At 54.4% G+C, this 14,946-nt stretch carries 11 protein-coding genes; 1 reads left to right on the forward strand and 10 read right to left on the reverse strand.

Annotated elements, in window-relative coordinates; translation table 11 throughout:
• Window positions 1-58: 58 nt before the first annotated feature.
• From prpF to Q0824_RS03120, 10 genes are all read right to left on the reverse strand, one after another.
• A complete protein-coding gene (prpF, locus tag Q0824_RS03075; RefSeq protein WP_298447430.1) occupies window positions 59-1,237 on the reverse strand; it encodes a 2-methylaconitate cis-trans isomerase PrpF in 1,179 nt (392 codons plus the stop codon).
• 17 nt (window positions 1,238-1,254) lie between these two features.
• On the reverse strand, window positions 1,255-3,867 hold the full coding sequence (gene acnD, locus Q0824_RS03080; RefSeq protein WP_298447432.1) for a Fe/S-dependent 2-methylisocitrate dehydratase AcnD: 2,613 nt from the start codon (window positions 3,865-3,867) through the stop codon (window positions 1,255-1,257).
• 130 nt (window positions 3,868-3,997) lie between these two features.
• Complete coding sequence (gene prpC / locus Q0824_RS03085) at window positions 3,998-5,128, reverse strand: 2-methylcitrate synthase (RefSeq protein WP_298447434.1); 1,131 nt, start codon at window positions 5,126-5,128, stop codon at window positions 3,998-4,000.
• Between the two features lie 17 nt (window positions 5,129-5,145).
• A complete protein-coding gene (prpB, locus tag Q0824_RS03090; protein ID WP_298447436.1) occupies window positions 5,146-6,033 on the reverse strand; it encodes a methylisocitrate lyase in 888 nt (295 codons plus the stop codon).
• Between the two features lie 16 nt (window positions 6,034-6,049).
• On the reverse strand, window positions 6,050-6,730 hold the full coding sequence (locus tag Q0824_RS03095; RefSeq protein WP_298447438.1) for a GntR family transcriptional regulator: 681 nt from the start codon (window positions 6,728-6,730) through the stop codon (window positions 6,050-6,052).
• Between the two features lie 122 nt (window positions 6,731-6,852).
• Complete coding sequence (locus tag Q0824_RS03100) at window positions 6,853-8,439, reverse strand: glucan biosynthesis protein (RefSeq protein ID WP_298447439.1); 1,587 nt, start codon at window positions 8,437-8,439, stop codon at window positions 6,853-6,855.
• 78 nt (window positions 8,440-8,517) lie between these two features.
• A complete protein-coding gene (mdoH, locus tag Q0824_RS03105; RefSeq protein ID WP_298447441.1) occupies window positions 8,518-10,623 on the reverse strand; it encodes a glucans biosynthesis glucosyltransferase MdoH in 2,106 nt (701 codons plus the stop codon).
• Window positions 10,616-10,930, reverse strand: a complete 315-nt coding sequence (locus Q0824_RS03110) for a hypothetical protein (RefSeq protein ID WP_298447443.1) — start codon at window positions 10,928-10,930, stop codon at window positions 10,616-10,618. Before Q0824_RS03110 ends, mdoH begins: the two co-directional genes overlap by 8 nt.
• A 48-nt stretch (window positions 10,931-10,978) precedes the next feature.
• On the reverse strand, window positions 10,979-12,532 hold the full coding sequence (locus tag Q0824_RS03115; protein ID WP_298447445.1) for a glucan biosynthesis protein G: 1,554 nt from the start codon (window positions 12,530-12,532) through the stop codon (window positions 10,979-10,981).
• A gap of 78 nt (window positions 12,533-12,610) precedes the next feature.
• The gene (locus tag Q0824_RS03120) at window positions 12,611-13,765 is read right to left on the reverse strand and encodes a ShlB/FhaC/HecB family hemolysin secretion/activation protein (protein WP_298447447.1); all 1,155 of its coding nucleotides are present in this window, start codon (window positions 13,763-13,765) and stop codon (window positions 12,611-12,613) included.
• A 317-nt stretch (window positions 13,766-14,082) separates the two neighbouring features.
• On the opposite strand from Q0824_RS03120, the gene galU reads away from it, so the two are divergent.
• Window positions 14,083-14,919 carry a UTP--glucose-1-phosphate uridylyltransferase GalU gene (galU, locus tag Q0824_RS03125; protein WP_298447450.1) on the forward strand — a complete coding sequence of 279 codons (837 nt, stop codon included), beginning with the start codon at window positions 14,083-14,085 and terminating at the stop codon, window positions 14,917-14,919.
• Window positions 14,920-14,946 lie beyond the last annotated feature (27 nt).

Below are 14,946 nucleotides of genomic sequence, written 5' to 3' on the forward strand. Positions count from 1 at the left end.
CTAGCAAACTTAGCACTCAATGACCGAAAGGAGCCGGTTACCCGTTTTTCACTTACCGCTAGAAGCTATCTCCCGGCACCCTCACCCATCCTTCCATCAGGATGCGGGCACTTCGGCTCATGATGGCCTTGGTGGCTGTCCACTGGCCGTCGACTTCTTTGGCTTCTGCGCCAACTTGCAAGGTGCCTGACGGATGACCAAAGGTGACTGAGGTGCGGTCACCGCCGCCTGCGGCCAGGTTCACCAGTGTTCCGGGGATGGCCGCCGCGGTTGCGATGGCCACTGCGGCTGTGCCCATCATGGCGTGGTGTAGCTTGCCCATGGAGAGCGCGCGCACCAGTACGTCGATATCACCTGCAGCAATCTTCTTGCCACTGGACGACGTGTACTCCGCCGGCGGCGCTACGAAAGCGACTTTCGGCGTGTGCTGTCGGGCGGCACCTTCTTCGATATTCTGAATCAGCCCCATCTTCACAGCGCCGTGGGCGCGGATGTTTTCAAACATCGCCAGGGCTTTGGGATCGCTGTTGATGTCGTCCTGCAGTTCCGTGCCGTTGTAGCCGATAGCCTCGGCGTTGATAAACACCGTGGGGATACCGGCATTGATCATGGTGGCTTTAAGGGTACCAACGCCTGGCACTTCCAGTTCGTCCACCAGGTTGCCGGTGGGGAACATTGAGCCTTCGCCATCGGCTGGATCCATGAATTCCACCTGCACTTCGGCTGCGGGAAAGGTTACTCCATCCAGCTCGAAATCACCGGTTTCCTGTACTTCACCGTTGGTGATAGGCACGTTGGCAATGATGGTCTTGCGGATATTGGCCTGCCAGATGCGAACCACCGCCGTGCCGTTTTCCGGAATGCGGTCTTTTGTGACGAAGCCACTGTTAATCGCAAAGGCGCCGACGGCTGCGGTGAGGTTACCGCAGTTGCCGCTCCAATCCACGAAAGGCTTATCGATGCTTACCTGACCGAACAGGTAATCCACATCGTGGTCTGGCTGAGTGCTTTCACTCAGGATCACGGTTTTACTGGTGCTGGATGTGGCACCGCCCATACCATCGGTTTGCTTCTGGTAGGGGTCTGGACTGCCTATTACACGCAGTAGCAGGTTATCCCGCGCGGGGCCCGGTGTGCGGGCCCTCTCCGGGAGATCGCCCAAACGGAAAAACACACCTTTGCTGGTGCCGCCACGTATGTACGTGGCGGGGACTTTGATTTGCGGTGCGTGACTCATTTCATTGCCCTCATTGTTCAAACTGCACCTTCAGACTGGAGGAAGTCCTCAGCAAAGCGCTGCAACACGCCACCTGCAGAATAGATGTGCAACTCTTCTGCGGTATCCAGCCTGCAAATTACCGGCACCTTCTCAGAGCTACCATCTTTGCGAGTGATGATCAGAGTCAGCTTGGCGCCAGGCGCAGGCTTGCCTTCCACATCGAAGGTTTCGGTACCGTCAATTTTCAGCGTTTTGCGCGTTGTGCCTTCCTCAAACTGCAGGGGCATAACACCCATACCCACCAGGTTGGTGCGGTGGATGCGCTCAAAGCCTTCAGCAACAATCGCCTCAACACCCGCCAGTGCAACGCCTTTTGCGGCCCAGTCACGGGAGGAGCCCTGGCCATAGTCAGCACCGGCAATGATGATCAACGGCTGTTTGCGCTCCATGTAGGTTTCAATGGCTTCCCACATACGGGTGACCTTACCTTCCGGCTCGATACGGGCCAAAGAGCCCTGCTTCACTTTACCGTTTTCATCCAGCACCATTTCGTTGAACAGTTTCGGGTTGGCAAAGGTTGCGCGCTGGGCGGTCAGGTGATCGCCGCGGTGGGTTGCGTAAGAGTTGAAGTCCACCTCTGGCACGCCCATCTTGTGCAGGTATTCACCGGCGGCGCTGTCCATCATGATGGCGTTTGAAGGCGACAGGTGATCCGTGGTGATGTTGTCTGGCAGAACCGCCAGCGGGCGCATGCCTTTAAGCTGCTTCTCTCCAACCATGCCACCTTCCCAATACGGGGGACGACGAATATAGGTACTCATCGGGCGCCAATCGTAAAGTGGACTAATGTTAGCGTGGGCTTCCTGGGTTACATCGAACATCGGAATGTAGGTGCTGCGGAACTGCTCGGGTTTCACCGATTCTTTTACGATGGCGTCGATTTCTGCATCATCCGGCCAGATGTCTTTCAGGGTGACAGCATTGCCGTCCTTATCGTAGCCAAGCACATCTTTCTCGATGTCGAAGCGGATGGTTCCGGCGATGGCGTAAGCAACCACCAAAGGTGGTGAAGCAAGGAATGCCTGCTTGGCGTAGGGGTGAATCCGGCCATCGAAGTTACGGTTACCGGAGAGCACTGCCGTCGCGTACAAATCGCGATCAACCACTTCTTTCTGGATAACCGGATCCAGCGCGCCGCTCATGCCGTTACAGGTGGTGCATGCGAAGCCCACAACGCCGAAGCCGAGATCTTCCAGCTCAGGTAACAATCCGGCATCGTTGAGGTACATTTCAACGGTTTTAGAACCCGGTGCCAGAGAGGATTTCACCCAAGGCTTGCGGGTAAGACCCAGCTTATTGGCGTTACGGGCAATCAGGCCGGCAGCAACCATGTTGCGAGGGTTACTGGTGTTTGTGCAGCTGGTGATGGCAGCGATGATTACAGCCCCATCCGGCATTTTTCCTTCCTCCTGTTCCCACTCACTGGCAATGCCACGTTCAGCAAGCTCGGAGGTTGGAAGGTGCGCGTGAGGGTTGGACGGGCCAGCCAGTGTGCGCACAACGGTAGAAAGATCGAATTTGAGAACCCGCTCGTACTCGGCTGTCTTCAGAGCATCTGCCCATAGGCCAGTGTGCTTGGCGAATCTCTCTACCAGAGCTACCTGCTCGTCTTCACGGCCGGTCAGCTTCAGATAGTCGATGGTTTGGCCATCGATGTAGAACATGGCGGCTGTAGCGCCGTATTCCGGTGTCATGTTGGAAATCGTTGCACGGTCACCGATGGTCAGGCTGTCTGCGCCTTCGCCGTAGAATTCCAGATAAGCACCTACAACACGCTCTGTGCGCAGGAATTCGGTCAGTGCCAGCACCATATCGGTACTGGTGATTCCCGGCTGCAGCTTGCCTGTCAATTCAACACCGACAATATCTGGCAGGCGCATCATGGACGCACGGCCAAGCATTACACTCTCGGCTTCCAGTCCACCCACGCCTACAGAGATAACGCCCAGGGCATCGACCATGGGTGTGTGGCTGTCTGTACCTACGCAGGTGTCCGGAAAGGCTACCTTCTTGCCTTCGCCATCGGCACGGGCCTGTACAACCGGCGACATTTTCTCCAGGTTGATCTGGTGCATGATGCCGTTACCCGGCGGGATCACATCCACATTCTTGAACGCTTTCTTGGTCCAGTTGATGAAGTGGAAGCGGTCATCGTTGCGGCGGTCTTCGATCTCGCGGTTTTTCTCGAAGGCGTCTTTCTCAAAACCTGCGTGTTCGACGGCCAGAGAGTGATCCACGATAAGCTGAGTGGGAACCACCGGGTTTACTTTGGCGGGGTCACCGCCCTTCTCGGCGATGGCATCACGCAGGCCGGCCAGATCCACCAGAGCTGTCTGGCCCAGGATATCGTGGCAGACTACGCGGGCTGGATACCAAGGGAAGTCGAGATCACGCTTGCGCTCGATGAACTGCTTGAGGGAATCGGTCAACGCATCCGGGTCGCAGCGGCGAACCAGTTGCTCCGCCAGAATTCTGGAGGTGTACGGAAGCTTGTCATAGGCGCCGGCTTGAATGTCTTCAACGGCCTGGCGTGTGTCGAAATAGTCCAGGTCGGTGCCTGGTAGGGGTTTGCGGTAATTGGTGTTCATGGACGTTACTCTGACTGAATCTGTTGTATTTCCCCCTCTCCCCCGACCCCTCTCCCGCAAGGGGAGAGGGGAGTAAAATCACTGTTCCCTCTCCCCTTGCGGGAGAGGGTTAGGGAGAGGGGGTCGCTTTTTAGACTCGCTTCTCAATCGGCACCCACTCAGCATGCTCCGGCCCGGTATAGTCCGCACTCGGGCGAATAATCCGGTTATTTTCACGCTGCTCTTTCACGTGGGCTGTCCAGCCGGATACGCGGGACATAACAAAAATCGGCGTGAACAGCTCAGTGGGAATGCCCATGAAGTGATAGGTCGATGCATGGAAGAAGTCGGCGTTACAGAACAGCTTTTTCTCGCGCCACATTACTTCTTCACAGCGAACAGATACCGGATACAGAACCGTATCCCCTACTTCTTTGGCCAGTTTCTCTGACCACTTTTTGATGATCACGTTGCGGGGATCGGATTCGCTGTAGATCGCGTGGCCGAAGCCCATGATCTTTTCCTTGCGGGCCAGCATGCCCATCAGGCCTTCTTCGGCTTCCTCTGGTGTCTGGAATCTCTGAATCAGCTCCATGGCCGCTTCGTTAGCACCACCGTGCAGTGGGCCGCGCAGTGTACCGATCGCGCCGGTTACACAGCTGTGGATGTCAGACAAAGTAGAGGCACACACGCGAGCCGTGAAGGTGGAGGCGTTGAATTCGTGCTCGGCGTAGAGAATCAGGGATACGTTCATCACACGTTCGTGCAGCTCGCTGGGCTTTTTGCCATGCAGCAGTTCGAGGAAGTGACCACCGATGGAGTCCACATCACTGTCGGTTTCAATGCGAACGCCTTCATGGGCGAAACGGTACCAATAGGTGATGATGCCCGGGAAAAGCGCCAGCATGCGGTCGATTTTGTCGTCCTGCTCGCTGAAATCCTGCTCGGTTTCCAGGTTGCCCAGCATGGAGGCGCCGGTGCGCATGACATCCATGGGGTGAGCGTCTTTCGGGATCTGCTCCAGAACGGTTTTCAGTGCTGCAGGCAATCCACGCAGGCTCTGGAGCTTGTGCTTGTAGGCGTCCAGTTCCTGCTGGTTCGGCAGCTTGCCGCGCAGCAGCAGGTAGGCCACTTCTTCAAACTGGGCGTTGTCTGCCAGATCGCTTACATCATAACCACGATAGGTGAGGCCGGTTCCGGTTTTACCAACGGTGCACAGCGCCGTTTCACCAGCTACCTGCCCGCGGAGGCCTGCACCACCGAGTTTCTTTGCTTCTGCCATGGATATCTCTCCTCTAATTATTTTGACTGCTGGAACAGCTGATCAAGCTTCTGTTCAAAGTCGTGATAGTTCAGGTAATCGTAGAGTTCCATACGGGTCTGCATCAGATCAACTACGTCTTTCTGATCGCCCTTCTCAAGAATGTTCTGGTAAACGGTTACGGCCGCTTTGTTCATGGCACGGAAGGCGCTCAGCGGATACAGAACCATGCTGGCGCCGGCCTCGCCCAGTTCTTTGCGATTATAAAGCGGTGTGGCCCCGAATTCGGTAATGTTGGCCAGCAAAGGTACGTCGCCCAGCGCTTCCGAAAACGCCTTGTAGTGTTCCAGCTCGGTAACCGCTTCTGCAAAAATACCATCAGCACCGGCTTCAATGCAGGCCTTGGCGCGATCGATAGCGGCTTCCAGACCTTCTTTCTGGAAGGCATCTGTACGAGCCATGATGAAGAAGTCTTTGTCTACACGGGCATCGGCGGCAGCTTTGATACGATCGACCATTTCTTCTTTGGAAACGATTTCCTTGTTTGGGCGGTGTCCGCAACGCTTCTGGGCCACCTGATCTTCAATATGAACCGCGGCGGCACCTGCGCGTTCCATCTGCTGGATTGTACGCGCAATGTTGAATGCCCCGCCCCAACCTGTATCGATATCGACAAGCAACGGCAGTTCAGTTGCTGAAGTGATGCGGCGTACATCCTCTACCACATCGTTCAGGCTCGTCATGCCAAGATCTGGCAAACCATAAGAGGCGTTCGCCACGCCACCACCAGACAAGTAGATAGCCTGGTGCCCTACGCGTTCGGCCATCATGGCAGCGTAGGCGTTAATTGTGCCTACAATCTGGAGGGGTTTGTTATCGTTCAAGGCTTTGCGAAAACGCGCGCCTGGGGAGAGCTTATTGGACATAGTTATTCCTCTCTTATCAGATGGTTAAAACGCCTTCCTGAATTTTTTTCTCGATGTTTTTTCGAGCGGCGTTGATGTGTCTTTTCATTAGAAATTCTGCGAGCTCACCATCGCGCTGGGCGATGGCTTCAACAATACGGCGATGTTCGCCGAGGGCTCGATGGGGGCGGCCAGCAGAGGTGCTTAACCGATAGCGGTACATTCGCACCATATAATAGAGATCGCCCAACAGCATTTGAGCCAGCTTGGCGTTCCGGCTGCCCGTGGCAATGCGGTGATGGAAATCGTAATCCCCTTCGGCCTGATAGTAGGCCTGCCCGTGGGCTTCGTCGATCATGGTTTCGTGGGCATCGAGCGTGGCTTGAAGGTCGGCAATTTCCTGGTCGGTCATGCGCTCTGCAGCCTGACGTGCTGCGAGGCCCTCCATGATTTCGCGTATGCGGTACAACTCCACCAGCTCCGTGGTGCTTAACGAGACTACCCGCACCCCCGCATGGGGGCGCCGCACTAACAACCCACGGGACTCGAGCCGGCCAAGGGCCTCCCGTAGCGGGCCGCGAGTCAATTCGAAGCGGGAGCAGAGATCCAGTTCGCCGATTTTGTCCCCCGGCACAAGATCCCCTTTAACGATTGCCGTTTGCAGACAATCAAAGGCTTCATCGGCTCGCGTGTAGGTTTGTGGTGTAGTGTCCAGCATAGTTTGTCGACAATATGGGCTTGATAATGTCGAAAGTTACGCTTAACGCTCTTGATTGTCAACAATCCGCGAGAGCAGTTGCTAACAATCCAGGGCAAGGTGAGGTTTTGCAGCTGCAGCCTTCAGTACAGCTTTCGCTCTGAAAGAGGTGGCGGCGTGTACTGGTAAACCCAAGTTTCAGTGAGTGGCTCACCACGCAATCGAAGATACATGCGGATAATAATGGGCTCTTCAGAATCCCCCGGAACCAAATCGAACATGGCCCGATATCCGTCGATTGCAGACAATGGCCGCGCTGAGGTAATTTCCACCTCGCCCCGGCTCACAGTGATAACCGCCTCAACCTCAGCGTTTTCACCGAGCATACTCAATACCCCGCCGGCAAAATCCACCGCGAAGCGCCAGGAAAAATACTCACGCTTCTGGCCGATCACACCGCCAAGGCCCGTGCGGGTTGCCTGCACTGTTGCAAGTTCATTCGGGGTAACAGGAGCCTGCTCACCCCAATGCAAGCGATAGGCGTACAAATACTCCTGATTCGGCATTAGTGGCTTATCCGGGTGCCAGAACGCCACGATGTTGTCGAAGGTTTCATCTACCGTGGGAATTTCCACCAGGTCGATACTTCCCTTGCCCCACTGGCCTTTCGGCTGCACCCATACACTGGGGCGGCGCTCGTAGAACACGCCGTCGTCCTGATAATGGTCAAAATTACGGTCGCGCTGCAACAAGCCAAACCCTTGGGGATTGTTATCGCTGAAGCTGTTGAAGCGCAGATGGGCCGGGTTTTCGAGGGGCCGCCAGAGCCATTCGCCGCTCCCGGAAAGCATGGCCAAGCCATCTGAATCGTGAATTTCCGGGCGCCAGTCGTAATCCATGCGCCTGTTGTTTTCACCCACCTGATACATGCTGGTCAGTGGCGCAATGCCAGCTCTTTTCATTTCGGTACGAGGGTAAAGGGCAATGTCTACATCCATCACCATGTTCCGACCGGGGTCGAGAACAAAGGCGTATGCCCCCGTGGTGCTGGGCGAATCCAGTAGCCCCCACACTCGTAGTACATGGCTGCCTGGCTGTGGCTTTTCCAACCAGTAGGCACTGAACCGGGGAAACTCCTCTTCACCGTTCATAGCGGTATCAATGGCCAGCCCTCGGGCAGACATGCCGTACTGCATTTCGGATCCCACTGCACGGAAGTAACTGGCGCCAAGAAATGCGGCTAGATCTCGGGAAAAGTCGGTTTGATAATGGAGGCGAAAACCTGCATAACCCAGATTACTCGGCAGGGTGCCAAGGGGCTCTTTGCCTTCGTAGGCAAAATATTCGGGGTTGTATTCCAGTAACCTGGCCTTTTCGTCAATTACTTCATGGATCTTCACAGGGGATTGAAAATACAGCCCCAAATGGAAGAGTTGCGCCTGAAACGCAGAGTCACTGTCGGCCCAAAGGGCATGATCTTTACGAAACCGGATGGCTTGATAATCGTCCCAGGATATCTGTTTCAGGCTCTGGGGCAGTTCGCCTTCATGGGAGACATAGGGCTGGCTGGCGAGCGCACGGGCGTGGCCTTTTAACCATGCATAGCTGAATGGCTTTTGATTGCTAACGCCTTCCAGCTTTTGCTCCCGCGCAAATACCAAAGGGGTCAGCGGCAGCGCACTGGCGCCAAGCCCTGCTATCAGGGTTTTCATTAGCGTGCGTCGATCCATAGCGTTTCTCCTTCTGTAACTCTGAGTGGGCGCGGGCAACCCGCTCTGGCCACTCGGCCATGCACGGTGTAGCCAAAGCTACGGGCCTTTCGCTTGAGCGCTCAGCCGAGCGATAGAGTGCCCCCAAAAACTCCCGGGCAATGCCCGCCAGGCCCCCTCATGGAGAGCCTTCAAAGACTCTCGATCTCGTACAATCTGACTCATTTCGGAACGTGACAGTGCATCAGGACCCAGTTCAAGACACCGTGCCACACAGGATTCCAGCTCAGCCTTACGGGAACCTCGCCGGTGATTCCATGCCAGCGCCTGATGCAAACGGTTGTGATCAAGCCTCAGTACAGCTTGCTCCAGAGGTGTGAGGGGGGAATTTGCCGGCTCCTGTGCCCGATACCAAACAGCGTCTTCAAGCAACGCCATAGCAGTGTTTTCTTCCGGTATAAGCAGTAATCGGCGCTTCTTCAAAGCCTGCCCTAATGAGTTCCGGCTAAGGTACACAGCGGTAGGTGCTGCAAGAATCAAGGGCAAGGCCACAGGCAAAGACCACAGGAAAAACATAGTGTCCAAGCTCCAAGCGAAGGCGGACCAACCAGCGCCCAGTACCATGCCCGGAAGCTGAGTAATCAACGCCTCTTTCCAGGTGGTTTCCTCGGTGCGGTTCTGCCCCGCCCACTGCAAGGACACATTCAATAGGGCTGAAACCACGTAACGGCTGTGTGCCCACATTCGCACCGGCGCCAACAGCACCGAAATAACGATTTCCAACATCACGCTGCAGAACAGGCGCCACAACCCGCCAAAATCCTTGGTAAACCGATGAATTACGGCGTCAATAATGGCCAGAAATTTTGGAAAAAACAGCAGAGCCAAGGTGCTGAGAGCCAGCCCGAGGGCCCATTCTGGCCGCCATTCCGGCCACAATGGAAACAGTCCCTGGTGTCCATCTGGAAAGTATTCGATGGGTGACAAGGTCATGTTAGCGGCAGCGATAGTGGTAAGAATCAGAAAACCAAGCCATAAAGGTGATGCCACATAGGCCATGATGCCATTGAGAAACGCCATTCGGTGGGCAAAGCGCAACCCTGGCTCCCGCAGCATGACCCAAAGGTGCTGCAGGTTTCCTTTGGCCCATCGGCTATCGCGGGCGAGTTCGTCGGCCAGGGTGGGAGGCGACTCTTCATAGCTGCCACTCAATCCCGGCTCCAACCATACTTCGTAACCGGCACGCCCCATGTAGGCCGCTTCAACAAAATCGTGGCTCATGATGGGGCCGCCAAAAATACCAATGCCTGGCAGCTTGCGCAGGCCGCAATGCTTCATGAAGGGTTCTATGCGCAGGATGGCGTTATGACCCCAGAATGCGGCGTCTCCCATCTGGATCGCCGCCAGGCCGGTGGCAAACAATGTGGAGTAAAAGCGGTTCGCGAATTGCTGAATGCGGGCGAACAATGACTGACCGTTTATGATATTCGGGTTGGTTTGCAGGATACCTACGCCGGGTTCTCTCTGCATAAGCTGTACCATGCGAACGATGGTGCTGCCGGTCATCAGGCTGTCTGCATCCAGCACTACCATGTACTTGCATCGCTTACCCCAGCGCCGAAGAAAATCGGCTACGTTTCCGCTTTTGTAGTTGAGGTTCACAGGTCGCCGGCGATAGAAAATTCGACCCTCACCTCCCAACTCTTTTGCGAGTTTGTTCCATGTCACCTGTTCCTCAAGCCACACGTCGGGATCACGGCTATCGGAGAGTATAAAAAACTCGAAGTGCTCAATCTGGCCCGTGCGTTCAATATCCCGGTAGACAGCCTTCAAACCGCTGAGGGTCCAGTGCACGGGCTCATGGTAAATCGGAAGCAACACGGCGGTTTTCGCTAGCGCTGTTTGCTCCAATTCGGCATCCGTGTGGCGTTTGAGTATGGAGTGTCTGTCTCCACCCATCAGCCGGACTATAAACCCGAACACGGCTGTCCAAAAACCCACAGCGATCCATGCATAGAGAATGGCGAACAATGCCAGCATGCCGATTTCCAGTGCCGTTCCGCCATGATAGGGCAGAACCCAAAGCAGGTAGTAGCTTGCGATACCTGTTTGGCCGAACACAAAGAGCATCAAAACGGTACGGCGAAGATTGGCTACCAATCGCCATGGGTGTTTGCGGGGAGTTAGCGTTGCGGTTTCATCCACGGCTGCGGTACCCGATACTGCCTCTGCACAGGGAAGGCACCGATGTGGGGATGTTTGCGTCCGGGAGGGTGAAATAGTCGGGCAGCCTGTCCATGGCATTTGCCAATAAACGATGACCGTCGAGCGTTGGGGAATTCGGGGATGGCTCGATTTGAACCGCTTGATTAACACCCGCACCAACTTCGGCTACAGCGTCGTCAATGAGCTGAAGTAGCTGGCGGCATCGCTCGCTGGTCATTTCAACACCGGCCTCACACAGATAGTTATACACACGGCTGAATACATGCTGGAAGGAAATATCCTCCATGTTTGTCTCCTTGCCTGTTAATGGCTGTCTGTTCTGCCTATCCGATAGCTATCGCGCGTTGCTCCGAAGATCTGTTTTAGGGCCCAGCAAGTATGTCCAGGTTTCGGTAATGGCGTTGCCATCCTTAGTCAGGGCACCTCTCAGCGTGAGAAGTTTTCCTGCGGTTGGTTTTGCGAGAATCGACAGGCGCCATGAATCGGTTGCTTCCACATATTCAACAAAATGCTCCAGAACTTCCACACCTTCGCCACCACTAACCTGGCTGACAACGGCAGCTCCCGGCCGCAATTCGGCAAGGTCACCACCCTCGAAATCAACAATCAGGCGTAATGCCTCTCCAGAATCCCCATCCGTATTACCTGTACCAACAAATGTGCGCACAGCGCGTGCATTAGGCTGCCCGGTGATGCCTGGATCGCCAAAGGTTACGGAATATTGCAGGCGTCGATTTTCACCCGCTTTCACCTTCTCGGCAGGCTTAAAGAAAGCGACAATATTATCGTTAGACTCTGCGCCAGAAGGGATTTCGACAAGTACAACTTCGCCCTGCCCCCAGCTGTCCCTGTTTTCACCGCCAGGCTTTATCCACATGCTTGGCCTGCGATCGTAACGAGCTTCGTTGTCCTGAAAATCGTCGAACTCACGGTCACGCTGGATCAAGCCGAAGCCTTTAACATCTTTTACATGGTGATAACTCAATTGCAGATCTGCCGGGTTTACTAACGGGCGCCAAAGCCACTCGCCGGTTCCGCCATCATTGATCAGCAAACCATCCGAGTCATGAACCTGCGGGCGCCACTCTCCCATCGGACGCAACGTATTGTCTCCATAGAAAAACATGGACGTGAGCGGCGCCTGCCCCAGTTGATCAATATCATTCCGGAAAAACAGTTGTGCGGTTACGTCGATCCGGGTGCTCTGCCCTGGATGGATTTCAAAACGGTATGCACCGGTGAGGCTGGCACCATCAAGCAAGCCATAAACCACCATTACATCGCTATCTGCGTTGGGGCGCTCCATCCAGAATTCAGTGAACGCAGGGAATTGCTCGCCGGACGGCAGGCCAGTGTCAATGGCGATTCCACGCCCTGAAAGTCCGAAATTCTGATTTGCCCCCACGCCACGGAAGTAACTCGCGCCACCAAACACCAGAAACTGGTTTTGTGTGCCCTTCTCCGACAAAGGATAGGTCAACTTGAACCCGGCGTAACCAAGATCGGCGGGAATGCGTTTCGCCATTTCAGCGTTGGGATAATCAAACCGGGTTTTATCAAACCCAACGGGTTGCACGCCCTCACTATCGATAACGTTCAGCTTGACCGCATGGGAATAGAAGCTGCCTTGAGGGATCATCATCACCTGAAAGCGCGACTTGCCTGAATGCCAAAGGCTTTGGTCAGGCTTGAATCGAATAGACTGGTAGTCTGAATAGCCAAGATTTACGAGGAAGTCTGGTGCTTGAGCTGGTTGCTCATATTTTTCGCGGGCCAAGGCTTGCGCTTTACCTGCGACATCTTTGAACCCGAACGCCTGAGCGTTGCCAGATAGCACCATCAAAATCGCAAATGAAGATAGAAACCCGGTTCGCCTTGATCCAGTCATACCAGAACTCCTTGTAAGCCACCTTATCAATGTAGCATCAGCTACACGGAAGGCTTCAAGTGACATCTTGGTAAGGGGTTAAATACCGACTGAAATGGAAAACGAGAGATCCGGGCTCGTAGGCATGAGGAGCGCCGTATTGGAGGTATTGAGCATCTGTCCAACGCTCAAGTCTGCACGAAAATCTCTGGAATAGAGCTGAAGCGAGATTTCACCTGTGCTGGTGCTGCCAAACCGGTCTGACTGTGCCTCTGAATAGGGCGCCCAGCCTTGTAACAGGGAAAACGTGATGGAGGAGTTAAGTTCGGATGCAAACGGCCAGTGGTAGCCAGGACTGCGTGCATTCATCCGCAGCAAACCTCCTTCAATAACCCGCACGCTCTGGCCGTTAAACCCCCTCATGAGACTGGGCCCTGCCACAACCATGTACTCGGAGGACGGCAAATCTCCAGGTGCGAACTGATATCGCCCGTTAAGCCCCAGGTTCCAGCTCAACACTTCCCTGCTGAGCGATGCCGCCACCGCTAATTTGTGAAAGCCATCGGAATCGCTACTGTAACCCGACGCCCCTATCGTCTCTTCTGAATCCAGCCCTCCAATGGCGGTTAACGATGTTGTTGCATAAAAACCGCCAATCAACTCTCGAGAGGCGCTGCCTTGAAGCCCAACACTCGAAAGACTGTGAGCGGCGTCCTCAATCCAAACTTCGTCTTCAAAGGCACTGCGTTTACTGCTGGAGTGGGAAAACAAGCTGCCGACCTCGATCCCTTGCCAGGACCAGAGGCCTCGTTTACCGGTCACCCTGAAATTACGTTGCGCTCCATAGGAATCGTAACGCTGCCCCGAACCATTTACTGCGCCCGCGTAGTCTCGGTTTTCAAGGTCAATCCGAAAATCACTGCCCGCTAATGGAAACGAATAGCGCAGCGCCAGTGTCGTAGATTCTGCGCTTCCTTCCCTTGCTACTGAATCACTAAAATTAAGGCCAAGCACGTGCTGGGACCAGATCAGGCTGTTGCTGGTCAGATTCAGGCGACCATCGGATCTGTCGTTGCTTCGGTTCGAGTCTCCGGAAAACTCAACATGCGAGGCAACATACTGGGTAACAGATTGCAGAAGGTCGGCGGGGTACAGATCCCACAAGGGGGATTCAGCCTGAGGTTTCACGCTGGCAGCTGAAGCCTGGCCGGCAGCAAGGCCAAAAATCAGGGTTGTCAGCAAAATGGGTCTCACGAAAAGCCTCAGTACAATGAAAAATGAGAATGACGATCCTTTTAAGATCCGGCGAATTACTTTAAAAAAAAGGGACAGGATAATCCAGCGGCACTTTCCAAAAATTACAATTTTAATGATTAGAAAAACAGTAGGTTATAGCGACATTTAAAAGCATTGCTTTAGATATCAGCGCCATGTTCAACGAAGATCCTGGTCTTACCCGCCGATTACAAAATGTAATGAATCCCGCATGCCCTCTCCACTAATGCAAATAACTTGGTAAACTCACCAAAATTTATGGATATGCTGCAAATCCCGACCAAAGGATGAATCAAATGATCAAAAAGTGCCTCTTCCCCGTAGCCGGTTACGGTACCCGCTTTCTGCCAGCCACTAAGGCTATGCCGAAAGAAATTCTGCCGATTGTTAACAAGCCTTTGGTTCAGTACGGGGTTGAAGAAGCCTCAGAAGCCGGCATTCATGAGTTCGGTTTTGTGACCGGCCGCGGCAAGCGCGCGATTGAGGACCATTTCGACATCAGCTATGAGTTGGAGCACCAGATTGCAGGCTCAGGAAAAGAAGATCTGCTCTCATCCATTCGCGAGTTGATCGACAACAACACTTTCGCATTTACCCGCCAGATTGAGATGAAGGGGCTGGGGCACGCAATCTTGAGCGGCCGAAATCTGATCGGTGACAATCCATTTGCGGTGGTTCTGGCAGATGACTTTTGCGTGGGCCCGAATGAGGGCGAAGATGGCGTACTGGCGCAGATGGTTAAACTCTATAACCAGTTCCGCTGCTCTATTGTCGCCATTGAGGAAGTACCGGAGGATGAAACTCACAAGTACGGTGTTATTGCTGGCGAGTCTATGAAAGACGGCCTGTATCGCGTGACAGACATGGTTGAAAAGCCGGCTCCGGAAGACGCCCCAAGCAATTTGGCGATCATTGGCCGCTACATCCTAACTCCAGACATCTTCGATATTCTTGAGCGTACGCCCGCAGGTAAAAACGGAGAGATCCAGATTACCGATGCACTGCTTGAGCAAGCGAAGAATGGCTGCGTGCTGGCTTACAAATTCAAAGGCAGACGCTTTGATTGCGGTAGCATTGACGGGTTTGTAGAAGCAACGAACTACGTTTACGAGAACATCTACAAGAAGCAGTAATGGGGATCAGAACCCACGAGTTATTCC

The sequence above is a fragment of the uncultured Marinobacter sp. genome (genome assembly GCF_947488835.1).
Classification (GTDB): Bacteria; Pseudomonadota; Gammaproteobacteria; order Pseudomonadales; family Oleiphilaceae; genus Marinobacter.